At 36.0% G+C, this 12,501-nt stretch carries 13 protein-coding genes; 6 read left to right on the top strand and 7 right to left on the bottom strand.

From position 1 onward, the window contains the following. Positions 1–8 precede the first annotated feature (8 nt). The 6 genes from NMG63_RS04720 (at position 9) to NMG63_RS04695 (ending at position 6,645) form a co-directional block, all read left to right on the top strand. On the top strand, positions 9–842 hold the full coding sequence (locus NMG63_RS04720; protein ID WP_254006493.1) for an ABC transporter permease: 834 nt from the start codon (positions 9–11) through the stop codon (positions 840–842). Beyond that, a complete protein-coding gene (locus NMG63_RS04715; protein WP_254006492.1) occupies positions 835–1,617 on the top strand; it encodes an ABC transporter permease in 783 nt (260 codons plus the stop codon). The genes NMG63_RS04720 and NMG63_RS04715 overlap by 8 nt, the downstream gene beginning before the upstream one ends. Further along, a complete protein-coding gene (locus NMG63_RS04710; RefSeq protein ID WP_254006491.1) occupies positions 1,617–2,621 on the top strand; it encodes an ABC transporter ATP-binding protein in 1,005 nt (334 codons plus the stop codon). The genes NMG63_RS04715 and NMG63_RS04710 overlap by 1 nt, the downstream gene beginning before the upstream one ends. Before the next feature lie 9 nt (positions 2,622–2,630). Then, a complete protein-coding gene (locus tag NMG63_RS04705) occupies positions 2,631–3,659 on the top strand; it encodes an ABC transporter substrate-binding protein (RefSeq protein ID WP_254006490.1) in 1,029 nt (342 codons plus the stop codon). Further along, the gene (locus NMG63_RS04700) at positions 3,659–5,338 is read left to right on the top strand and encodes an adenine deaminase C-terminal domain-containing protein (RefSeq protein ID WP_254006489.1); all 1,680 of its coding nucleotides are present in this window, start codon (positions 3,659–3,661) and stop codon (positions 5,336–5,338) included. The genes NMG63_RS04705 and NMG63_RS04700 overlap by 1 nt, the downstream gene beginning before the upstream one ends. 153 nt (positions 5,339–5,491) lie before the next feature. Then, positions 5,492–6,645 (top strand): IS3-like element ISErh1 family transposase gene (locus NMG63_RS04695; protein ID WP_123171090.1). Its coding sequence is split into 2 segments (ribosomal slippage): positions 5,492–5,765 and positions 5,765–6,645, totalling 1,155 coding nucleotides; the frame shifts between segments, so codons are not numbered across the junction. A 54-nt stretch (positions 6,646–6,699) separates the two neighbouring features. Here NMG63_RS04695 and NMG63_RS04690 read toward each other — a convergent pair. The 7 genes from NMG63_RS04690 to NMG63_RS04660 all read right to left on the bottom strand — a co-directional run bounded on the left by NMG63_RS04690 (position 6,700) and on the right by NMG63_RS04660 (position 12,473). Then, positions 6,700–6,933, bottom strand: a complete 234-nt coding sequence (locus NMG63_RS04690) for a hypothetical protein (protein ID WP_254006488.1) — start codon at positions 6,931–6,933, stop codon at positions 6,700–6,702. A gap of 129 nt (positions 6,934–7,062) precedes the next feature. Further along, the gene (locus NMG63_RS04685) at positions 7,063–7,380 is read right to left on the bottom strand and encodes a DsrE family protein (protein ID WP_254006487.1); all 318 of its coding nucleotides are present in this window, start codon (positions 7,378–7,380) and stop codon (positions 7,063–7,065) included. Between the two features lie 10 nt (positions 7,381–7,390). Next, a complete protein-coding gene (locus NMG63_RS04680; RefSeq protein ID WP_254006486.1) occupies positions 7,391–7,756 on the bottom strand; it encodes a PaaI family thioesterase in 366 nt (121 codons plus the stop codon). Between the two features lie 12 nt (positions 7,757–7,768). After that, positions 7,769–9,127, bottom strand: a complete 1,359-nt coding sequence (locus NMG63_RS04675; protein WP_254006485.1) for a PFL family protein — start codon at positions 9,125–9,127, stop codon at positions 7,769–7,771. Positions 9,128–9,135: 8 nt separating this feature from the next. After that, positions 9,136–9,405: an ACT domain-containing protein gene (locus NMG63_RS04670; protein WP_254006484.1), complete on the bottom strand. Its 270-nt coding sequence runs from the start codon at positions 9,403–9,405 to the stop codon at positions 9,136–9,138. 130 nt (positions 9,406–9,535) lie between these two features. Next, complete coding sequence (locus tag NMG63_RS04665) at positions 9,536–10,729, bottom strand: ethanolamine utilization protein EutH (protein WP_254006483.1); 1,194 nt, start codon at positions 10,727–10,729, stop codon at positions 9,536–9,538. Then, the gene (locus NMG63_RS04660) at positions 10,716–12,473 is read right to left on the bottom strand and encodes an NTP transferase domain-containing protein (RefSeq protein ID WP_254006482.1); all 1,758 of its coding nucleotides are present in this window, start codon (positions 12,471–12,473) and stop codon (positions 10,716–10,718) included. Before NMG63_RS04660 ends, NMG63_RS04665 begins: the two co-directional genes overlap by 14 nt. Between the last annotated feature and the right edge of the window lie 28 nt (positions 12,474–12,501).

Raw genomic sequence — 12,501 nt, 5'->3', positions numbered from 1 at the left:
AGGCGTTCATGAAACGTTTTAAAAATTCGGTGTATCTTTTTCCGGGATTATTTCTTGTAATTGTTTTTATGATAATTCCACTTGTCATAACCATTATGCCCACATTTATCAATAATGGATTTACAATCGAAAACTATACAACCGTACTTACGGATTCGTTTTATCAAAGTATTTTGATACGAACAATTCGAATTGGTCTCATTACAACCTTAGTTTGCTTTCTGTTGGGATTTCCAACAGCTTACTTCATTGTAACGGGATCAGCATTGAGACGTAAATTGACGATGGCGCTTGTTTTGTTTCCATTATTCACGAACGCGGTGATTCGTGGGTTTGCATGGATAACAATTTTGGGTAAAAATGGTTTTCTAAATCAGTTATTACTCGGTTTTGGATTGATTCAAGAACCAATAGGATTTATGTATACAGAATTTTCAATTATTATCGGTTCTGTTTATTTATTTCTTCCCGTTATGGTTAATACCTTAGTCTCTGTATTATCAAAGGTTGATGGTAAATTAATTGAAGCCGCACAAACTCTAGGTGCAAAGAAGGGTGCAATATTTAAAGAAATTGTGTTACCACTCTCATTTCCTGGTATTGTATTGGGCTCAGTTCTCGTCTTTACAGGTACTATTAGTGCCTACGTGACACCTTCATTGCTCGGTGGTAATAAGAATATGATGCTTTCAACGCTTTTGTATCAACAGTCAAATGAATTGATGAATTGGCAATCAGCAAGTGTCTTTGCATTTATTATGATTTTACTATCAGCAGGCATAATGAAAATGATGACATACTTCAGTAATAAGGTTGATAAGAGGGGGCTAACTCATGAGTAAAAATCGATTTATGGACAGTATTGCCTATCTTGCAATTGCATTTATTGGAATACCACTTCTAATTATTACCGTCACCGCATTTGGGGAAGCACCCATCATTGAGTTCCCCATTCAGGGATTTACGATGAAATGGTTTGTTAAGGTTTTTCAATCTCAAGTTTTTATGGATAGTTTTGTATTAAGTTTTAAAATTTCAGTGCTCGCGACGATTCTATGTATGGTGATTGCTATACCTGCATCTTATGCGTTAGTCGTAACAAAAGGAAAATGGAGCGAACGGTTTAAGTCAATTTTCTTAGCACCTTCGTTGATCCCATCAATTGTCCTTGCATATGCACTCTTTCAATACTTAGTAATTCAACTTCATATCAACTTGAACATAGCACTAATTATTGGCCATATGTTGATTGTTTTTCCTTATACAATACGTATTATTTGCGCATCCCTTCATGATTTTGATTTGAGTGTTCATGAAGCATCCATCATTTTAGGATGTGGTCAGTTGGAGGGATTTATTAAAGTCGTTCTTCCCAATATTAAGGATGCGATACTCTCAGCAAGTATTATGGGCTTTATTAATTCATTTAATAACTTACCAGTTTCTATGTATCTTAAAGGACCTGGAATGAATACCTTACCGGGAGCACTAATGAATCATATTGAATATAATTTTGATCCTATTGTAAGTGCTCTATCCGTAATTCTGATGGTATTTACGATGGTATTGATGATTATTATGGATAAAGGTTTAAGTAGAAAAGGAGCCAAAATTTGATGAATTTTGCAGTATTAGATCGTATTTGTGTTTCCTATGACGGAAAACACAATGTGCTTCAAGACTTAGATTTAGAAATAAGAGAAGGGGAATTACTATCGTTATTGGGTCCTTCAGGTTGTGGTAAATCCACAACATTACGCACCATCGCAGGATTTAACACTATACGTTCTGGAACTTTCTATGTAGAAGATAAAAAGATGAATGACGTTAAAACAAATGATCGTGATTTTGGAATGGTATTTCAAAGTTATGCATTGTTCCCACATTTAAGCATTCGTGAGAATATTGCATTTGGTTTAAAACAGCGTAAAGTTAATCGAGACACGATTCATTACGAAGTAGAATCGATGGCAAAAACGTGCGGACTTACAGAGTTCCTCGATCGTTATCCAAGTCAGTTATCAGGTGGCCAACAACAACGTGTTGCGCTTGCACGTGCACTTGTCATCAAACCAAAGTTATTACTGCTTGATGAGCCACTGAGTAACCTTGATGCACAACTTCGAATCCAGATGCGAGAAGAAATTCGTAGAATACAACAAGAGCTTAAAATTACAACAGTATTTGTAACACATGATCAAGATGAATGTTTTGCAATCAGTGATCGTGTTGCGATTATGAACAACGGTAAAATTGAACAACTTGATGCACCAGAAGTTATTTACTCAAATCCCAAAACACATTATGTTGCGGAGTTTGTAGGTTTTGAAAACATAAAACAAATTGAAGATATGAAGTTTTTAAATAACGGAAAAGGTCTCGTTTCGTCAGAAGAATCTTTAGGTTCAACATCATTTGGCATTCGACCATCCGAACTCGTTTTAGGAACCGGTATAAATGAACTTTCGGGTAAAGTTGTATCCGTTGCATATCTGGGTAGTTGTTATCAATACCAAGTTATAACTGAATGTGGCATGTTTAAATTATGTACACAGGAGAAACTACACATCGATTCAGTAGTTCCCTTTAAATTAGATCCAAAGTCAATTATTTTCATTTAGGAGGAAATTATGAAAAAGAAAATTGCTTTAGCACTTGCACTGTTTATGGTTAGTGGTTGTTCACAAAAAGGTGAAACAGAAGAGTTGGTTGTATCTTCATGGGGTCTAAGTGAAGAAGTATTGCGTGACGAGGTATTTAAACCTTTTGAAACAAAACATAACGTTAAGATAGTTTTAGATAGTGGAAGTACTTCAGAACGATTTGCGAAATTTAGTAGTGGTGATAACAGTAATATTGATGTTATTGAGCTTTCACAAAAAGCAGCGGATGACGGTTATCAAGCTGACTTATTTGAGAAAATTGATCTACAAAAATTAACAAATGCATCATCACTAATTGATGCAGCTCAAGAAGTCACACGTAGAGGCTATGGTGTACCATATACTATTAATAGCATCGGCATTGTTTATAATAGCGATACCGTTAAAGAACCGATTACCTCATGGAATGATTTATGGCGTGAAGATCTTGTTGGGAAAATCGCAATTCCTGAAATTGCATCCACATTCGGACCTGCGATGATTCAAATGGCCAATGATTATAGTGGGGGAGACCTCAGTAAGGATAAAGGTGAGAAAGCATTCGAGGGGCTTGAATCGCTCAAAACAAATATTAAAAAAACGTATAAAAAATCATCTGATCTTTCGGTTATGATGAGTACAGGAGAAATTGATGTTGCAGTTGTAGGGGACTTTGGTTTTGATGTGATTAAGAAATCAGTACCTGGTGCCATTCTCGTATTCCCAGAGACAGGTACATACGCAAACTTTAACACAATCGAAATTAATAAAAATTCTAAGAATAAAGATCTTGCATATAAATTTGTAGATTGGCGCTTAAGTCAAGAATTACAAGAAAAAACAGCAGAAACATTGAATGAAGCACCTGTAAATAAAAATGTTGTATTGAGTGATGCTGTCGCGTTGAATAAAACATATGGTAAGATTGCGGAAAGCGCAAAAACACTTAATTACGAAGTAATGAATCCACTAATGCCTGAGTGGATTGATCGTTACAATCGTTTAATGAATCAATAATGATTACAAAATATACAGACGCTTTCCTCTATAATACGTCACAACGAACATTTGAGAAGGGTGACCTTTATATTCAAGATTCAATGATTTACCATATCGGTAAGGCAGATATTATTGTAGATCATGAGATTGATGCAAGAGGAAAGTGGATCATACCAGGTCTTATTGACATTCATATGCATATAGAAAGTTCAATGACTAATCCTAATGAATTTTCGAATACAGTCCTTCCAATGGGTACAACCACAATCGTTGCGGATGCTCACGAGATAGGAAATGTATTTGGAACACAAGGTCTTATTGATTTTATGGATATTGATACACAACTTGATATCTTTTATGCAATTCCTTCTTCAGTTCCATCTACAAATCCAAACTTGGAGACAACTGGCGGTATTGTTGATGAAGAAGCGGTCAGAGTACTCTGCAAACACCCAAAGGTAATTGCTCTGGGTGAAATTATGAACTTTAAAGATGTCATCTCTGAACAAGATACGATGACACGAAGAATTATTGAAACTTTTAAAGAATGTAAGCCGGGTTCACCGATTGAAGGTCATATTCCAAGAATATCAGGCTTAGAATTATCGCGGTTTATCCAAAGGGGAATTGGTTCTGATCACACACTTCAAACTAAGGAATCAATACTTGAACGCACGCGAATGGGCGTTCTTGTTCAAATGCAAGAAAAGTCTCTAAATGAGGAGACGATTGCAACTCTATGTAATCATCATCTTCACGGAAGTTTTTGTCTTGTTACTGATGACGTAATGCCTGATGATTTAATTACCAAAGGACATATGAATCATCTCATTCAATTATGCATTAAAAACGGTATGCGACCTGAGGATGCAATATATGCAGCGACGTATGTCCCAGCTCAACGCATGCAGCTTTATAACCGTGGTGTACTTTCTCCGGGTAAACAAGCGGACTTTATCTTACTGGATGACTTAGATGCATTCACAATCCATTCAGTATACAAGGAAGGTACAAATATCACAAATCTTCCTGAAGATCTTTTTACTTTTAATGCTGACTACATTTTTAATACGATTAAGCGAAGACCCATTAAACAAGATGATCTTAAGTTACCAATCTCAAATTTAGAAGGTGATGAGGTTAAGATAAGAATTATGCATCGTGAAATATCGAATACCTTTACAGAAGAGATGGTAATCCCTGTTAAAACGAGGGAAGGGGTCTTGCAGTGGGAGGACGCGGGTTTAACCATGATTGCTGTGATTGAACGTTATGGTCATCAGAAACCGATAGCAATTGGTTTTGTGGATAATGGTTTTACAGAAAAAGGTGCGGTCGCAACATCATGGACGCATGACCATCACAACATTTTAGTAATGGGAACAGATTTAGATGAAATTGTAAATGCAGTAAATTTATTAATTAAAATGCAAGGCGGAATCGTATCATCCATTCAAAACAAACACCATACGGTGCCACTAGCATATGGTGGTATTGTTTCTACGAATTCGATGGAATCATTGGCCAATGACGTAGCTCAAATTCGTCAAGATCTTAAAGGTCTCGGCTATAAAGCGCAAAACGAGTTGATGAGTTTTTCAGTATTAGGTTTGTTAGTATCACCAAGTTTGAAAATATCTGACAAAGGTTATGTAGATGTCAGAACACAAGAAATTAAGCCATTATTTGTATCTTGAAATATTACATAATATACATTATACGAAGTTGTCGATATAATAAGAAAAAGACCGAATAATTCAGTATGGAACTGACCTAGTTCCGTGGGACTAAAGAAAAAAACCTCTTGTATGAGAATTATTGTAAAATAGTTCAATATAGGAGGTTTTTATATGGGAACACGAACTATGCATAGCTATGAGACAAAGATGAAAGTTATAGAAATGAAATTGGCAGGCTACTCAAGCAGGTTTATTCAGACTGAACTTGGAATAAAAAATGTAACACAAGTCAAAACATGGTGGAGATGGTATCGAAATGGTGAACACTACCGATTTTCTCAACCTGTAGGCAAGCAATATACTTTTGGAAAAGGGCCTGAAGGAGACACGGTCGAAGAAACACAAAGACTTAGAATTAAATCTTTGGAGCAACAAATTGAACTATTAAAAAAGTATTTGGAAAGAGAAAGGATGTGGTTCCTGAAATAATCATCAAGCTCGTTGAAGAGTATCGCAACACTGTATCTATTAAAGATATCTTGAATCTTTTTGGGGTACCTAAGTCAACGTATTACCGTTGGACTAAAAAAGAGCAACTTGAGTCTAATAATTATTCTGTCAATGAAGCATTAGTAATTGAACTTTGTAAAGAAAATAAATTTCGTTATGGATATCGAAAAATAACTGCATTAATTCGAAAAGAAAGAATTATCAATAAGAACACTGTTCAAAAGATAATGCAGAAACACCAATGTCAATGCCGTGTTAAGGTCAAACGGTATAGAAAAAACAAAAATCCGAAGATCATTATGCCCAATATCATTAATCGCGACTTTAAATCACTACGTCCTCTAGAGAAATTGGTGACAGATATCACTTACATCCCTTATGGCCATAAGATGCTCTATTTATCTACGATCATGGATTTATATAATGGTGAGATTATTGCGTCTACATTGAGTGACAGACAAAACCTAGAATGTGTGGTTGATACATTAAATCAACTTCCGGATATCGTTCAGCCATGTATTCTTCATTCTGATCAAGGGAGTGTCTATACATCAAAAGAGTATCAACTCAAAGTAAAAAATAAAAGCATTACCATGAGTATGTCCCGTAAGGGTACACCCGCTGATAATGCTCCTATCGAATCGTTTCATGCCTCGCTAAAGTGTGAAACATTCGAATTAAACCCAGACCTAAAGGGTTCTACTGAAATTGTATCACAAACTGTGATAAACTATTTAAAATATTACAATGAAAATCGAATACAAGAAAAGCTAGGATATCAATCTCCCGTAAATTATCGGTTAACTTCATCCTAACTTGGTTTTTTCTTTAGTCCCAAGGAACTAGGCCAGTTCCGTATTTCGGTCTTTTTACTGTTTTACTGTTAATTTTGATTTATTGATAACGTTAGGACCATTTTTACTCAATGCAAGTGTTACATCCATCAATTTCTTAAATGTTAATAATGCCTTTGTATTGGGTATTTGTGTGCTTTTTAAAGATATCCACAAGTATCGTAGCGTTTTCTTCGTCCAAATTACCGTTTGGTTCATCTGCCAATATAAATGATGCTGGTGTTGCAAGCGATCGCGCAATTGCGGCACGTTGTTTTTGCCACCTGATAATTGGATTACTTTACAGTTAAAATCTTTAGGATCAATGCCCAGTTCAATTTATATTAAAATTTGATAAAAGAAACAAACAACCCGATGTGAATCAAGTTGTTTGTTTTACTAAGGTTTAATGTATGCATATCCTTTGGTCTGTTTTTCGATAAGTTCATATACACCTGTTGGGACAATTCGGATGCCATCACATAATTGATCAGCATGAATATGATGGGCATTGAGTGAGTTTTGACACGCAACAACATCAATTTTTTGTTCTAAGAGCTGTTTGAATAATGATTGATCTTCTGAAACTAAAAGAGTTATTGCATCACCATTAATCAAGAGTTCAAGTTTTTCTATATTTCTTGAACTTAAATTACGAATGTTCGCAATACAATGATTAAACCGTTCAATTTGATTTAAATGAAAAATGACCTTCATAGAATACTCCTTAGTTTATATGGTACATCGTAAACGTACCGGTATCACACAATACCTCGTTATCATCATAAATTTTGATATCAACTACGCATGTTTTTCGGGTTCGACTTAAAACGGTACCAATACATGTAATCGTTCCCGTCTGAATACCAGACATATAATTAATATTGGCATTTAATGTTACGTAATTATCGCCGCGACTGCTAGCAGTATAACCTGCAGTCGAATCTGCCAGTCCAAAATAAAGCCCACCATGGACATAACCATAGTAATTCATCGATGCCTCGTTAACTCTAACAATACATTTCGCATAATCTTCTTTAACTTCAATACATTCAATCTTATTAACAGACATAAAATCTAATTTTTGATTCATTATAAACTCCTACTAATTTTTAAAACTGTGAATGGGTGCGGGAATACGACCACCTCGATTAATAAAGGATTCACAGCTAAAAGGATTTACCTTCATGATAGGAGCATAACCCAACAACCCACCAAATTCAACCGTTTCGCCTACTCCTTTACCGTATGCGGGTATGATTCGTACTGCAGTCGTTTTGTTATTTATCATTCCAATTGCAGCCTCATCACCAATAATTCCTGAGATGGTAGTTGCGGGTGTATCACCTGGAATTGCAACCATATCCAAACCAACCGAGCATACACAGGTCATTGCCTCAAGTTTTTCAAGTGTAAGTGCCCCCTTCTCAACAGCAGAGATCATAACATGATCTTCACTTACTGGGATAAAAGCACCACTTAGACCACCAACATAAGATGAAGCCATCACGCCACCCTTTTTCACATTGTCATTAAGCAGCGCTAATGCAAGTGTCGTTCCAGGCGCGCCGGGTTCCTCTAGTCCCATTTCCTGAAAGATTTCACCGATACTATCACCCACTGCTGGTGTCGGTGCTAACGAAAGGTCGATGATACCGAATGGATATCCAAGACGTCTTGACGCCTCCTGGGCGATTAACTGCCCAACTCGGGTAATTTTAAACGCAGTCTTCTTTATAGTCTCACAAAGGGTCTCAAAGTCTTCACCGCGAGCCGATTCCAGCGCGCATTTAACAACTCCGGGTCCACTGACACCAACATTAATAACTGTATCAGCTTCACCTATACCGTGATAAGCACCTGCCATGAAGGGATTGTCCTCAACGGAATTACAGAAAACAACAAGTTTCGCACATCCGATTGATTCACGGTCACCAGTTAATTTAGCGCAATCCAGAATGGTCTGACCAAGTTGTTTAACAACATCCATATTAATACCACTACGACTTGTACCAACATTGACACTTGCACAAACACGGTCAGTAACCGCTAATGCTTCAGGAATACTTTGAATCAGTACTTCATCTGCCGCTGTACATCCTTTTTGGACGATTGCACTAAAACCACCAATAAAATCTACACCCACTTCTTTTGCAGCTTTATCAAGAATCTTTGCAGTTGAAACAAAAGATGTTGCATTACATCCAGATGCAGCAATAGCAATGGGTGTAATAGAAATACGCTTATTAACTACTGGAATTCCATACTCATGTGCAATTTCATCACCGATGCGTACTAAGTCTTTAGCACGTGAAGTGATTTTATTATAAATTTTCTCATTAAAACGATCTAAATCAGAATCCGCACAGTCCAACAGACTGATTCCCATCGTGATGGTGCGGACATCTAAGTTTTGATTTGAAATCATTGATTGTGTTTCTTGAATTTCGAATTGATTAAGCATAAATCCTCCTAAATCCGGTGCATCGAGGAAAAAATGTCCTCACGTTGCATCGTAATGACAACTCCAAGCTTGCTTGCGACCACTTGAAGTTGATTTGAGACTTCATCAAAGGGTTTTAAACATTGTGATAAATCGACAATCATAAGCATATTAAAATATGCATCGACAATTGTTTGGTTGATATCAAGAACATTAACCTGTTCTGTTGCTAAGTATTGACAGACTCCTGAGATAATACCAACGTTATCTCGTCCTACTACAGTAATAATTGCTTTCATAATTCACCTCTCGGAATAATAATATCATATTCAAAATGGATTTGGACTTCGAAACAAAAATTTAAACCATTTATTCTTTTCTTCTAACGATAAAAAAGCTTTCTTATTCGAGAAAGCTATAATTTAAGATTTATAGTTTGGATTTTGTTGGTATTTTGGATGTTACCTTGAGGGCAATCCAAACTGCAAGTAGACCAGCAGTAAGTTTCCCAACCATTAACGGTAGAATTAACTGTGGTTGAAAGTTAGCGGTAAAAGCAAGATGGTCACCAATAACAAAAGCACCACAGACTGAGAATGCCGTAATTGCGATAATTTCACGATCATCCATCGTATCATCGATCATTGTGAATGCGGCAATCACATTTGCGGAACTCGCTAGAATTCCGGTTGCAATCTTCTGTGAAATATTAAGTTTGTCTGATAAATTTTCAATAGGTTTCTTAAGTTTTGTTTCAATTAAATAAACCATTGGTAAGGCACCACTTAACATTAATCCAATGTATCCTGCAACTTCGAGTGCACGTTCCACATCAACACTATCCGCAATAATAGGATCTAGAAGATAAGTACCAAACAGATTGCTAAAGATATGTGTGAAGTGTTCAAGAATACTGATTGTTAAGATAACTTTTGTGTAAATTTCGATAAATTTTGAAAAGTATTGGAATCCTTTAATCATAAGTTCTGATTTCTTCCAAAGACCCAGCGCCATTAGTAAACATATAATAATTAACGGTAATAAATTTTTCATGAGAATTAAAAACGTCATATTTAGTAATACTTGCGGTGCATTAGGATCAGAAGACACAACAGTACGTATCATTGGATTTAAGATCATAATAAGAATATTTGTAATTAATACTCCAAATGGAATTGTGATAAAGCCGATCATTGTTCCTATTGAGAGTTGTCGATGATATTTTTCGTCTATAATTTTAGTCGCAATTGGGATGCTAAAAACAATGGTCGCACCAGCCATATAACCTACAGTCATGGAAATTATCCATGCTTCATGAGTTTGCGCTAAAGCAGCAGCCAGCTGATATCCACCCATATCAACTGCTAACAATGATGTGGCTGCCATGGCTGCATCTGCACCAAAGACTGTGAAAAGCGGTGCAATAAATCTTGAAATAAAAACATTAAGAATCGGTAACGCTGCCATAATTCCGGCAATAGGAATGAATAAACCGCCAATTGATTCAATTCCTGCCGTGAATTGTTTACCCAATTCTGATTCACTATCTTTAATTGAGTAAAAACATCCGACAACAGCACAAGCCATGATGATGTAGATGACAAGATCACTAATTATTTTCATAGGTTTCCTCATAGAGCGCTAACGCTTTGTTTCCATAGAATTTTGAGTTATTGTACCAGATTGTTAGATATTCTCCAACTGCAGCACCATTTGATTCTTGGAAAATAGCCCATACGAACCAATAGTATGATGCAATCGCAATGTAAGCGATAAAATGACGTTGCATCAACGGATTCATAGGGGTCTTATTATAAAGTTCAAGAACATGCATAGCCTCTTCATAAGTATAGTCCGAACAAGCGATAAAGGTACCAATATCAACACCAGGATCATCCACGCCTGCATATTCCCAATCAATGAGGTATAAATCTTGACCTGAGAACAAAATGTTCGGATCATAAAAGTCACAATGACATAATCTTAAAGGAACCTTGTCCTCATCCGCATATTTTTTTACAGATTCAATGAGTTTATATAATGCATCAAAATCACTGAAGGCATTCTTATCGTGTTGTGATAACTTCCCAATGAAATCGCAGGACTTGCTCCAAATATTGAATTCAAATTCCCCCGATAGTTGTTGATCGTGCATGTTTTTAATCATTTCAAGTGCTTGCTTAACTTCATCCCATTGATGGTAGTCCAATTTTCGAGCTTCTTCAATGAAATAAGATAATTTCCAACCTTTTTCTGGATCCATATAAATATAGGAGTCATCAAAACCTAATTCTTTTGCTTTTTGTTGGGCAAAAAACTCAGATTTGCGATTAATGTATTCATGGGTTCCAACGCCTGGATGACGGTAAATATACGCTTTTCCGTCATATTCAAATTTTAATGATAAATTTGTGAGACCGTCTTTAACAGGTACAATTCCGGTAATATCTGAAACTTTGCACTTAAGTACCGACATAATGTTATTAAAAATTTCACTATCTTTAATATCCAAATATGAGGCATCAAACGCTTGTAATTCTTCGAGTGAGTCAAATTCTTTGATGATGTCCTTGGAATACACTTCTGCGTACATTGTGAATTGATCCATATGCTCCACATAAACTTTTTCCCAAAGCTTGGCTTTAGTTTCTTCCTTAGGATATTCTTGTTTTAGGAGTTCTCCAAACGCGTGTGAGAATGCTTGATCAAAGAAAACATGACCGACCATACAATTGTAAGATCCAGATCCAATATTGATTTGGGTAATAAGTCCTTCATCCGTAAAATCAGCATAATACTCCCCGTTTTCATGTGTGGTATGAATTTGTACGGGATAGGTCGTTTTATACTCGTACTGATTGAATACATTTTCTACGAAGTAGTTATCAGAAGAGCAGATGTATGTATTTTTCAATTGATCAAGGACAAGCATAAGTGTTGAAGTGTTATTATACCGATAATAATCATCATTGATTACTATTTTAACTTGATACTTGTCTTCTAAGTAATAGAACTGTTCTTTCATGTATCCTAAAACGATTGTGATATCCGTAATACCACACTCGTGTAATTGACGGATTTGTCGTTCAATAAGAACTTCACCATGAACGTTCAAAAGGCCTTTAGGTCGTTCGTATGAGAGTGGAGCAAAACGAGAGGACATTCCTGCCGCCATGATAATCGCATTATCTACACGATAAGCTTCCATAGCTTCCAAACCATTTGATGTTACCTTCCCTAATTGATCAAGATAATCCATATCTATGAGCGATTGGTATGATGATTTCATTGCTTCATTGTCTATTTCAAGGGCGTGTGTAGCGTCATTTAAGCACTCACGCAAAATTTTAAATTGATAGATATTCATGAAATTCTCCTTTTAGTAATTTTATCAT

Origin of the sequence: Erysipelothrix amsterdamensis, from assembly GCF_940143175.1 — a bacterium.
Taxonomy (GTDB): Bacteria; Bacillota_I; Bacilli_A; order Erysipelotrichales; family Erysipelotrichaceae; genus Erysipelothrix; species Erysipelothrix amsterdamensis.
The sequence above is the reverse complement of the archived record's forward strand: the minus strand, read 5'-3'. Positions and strand labels throughout refer to the sequence as shown.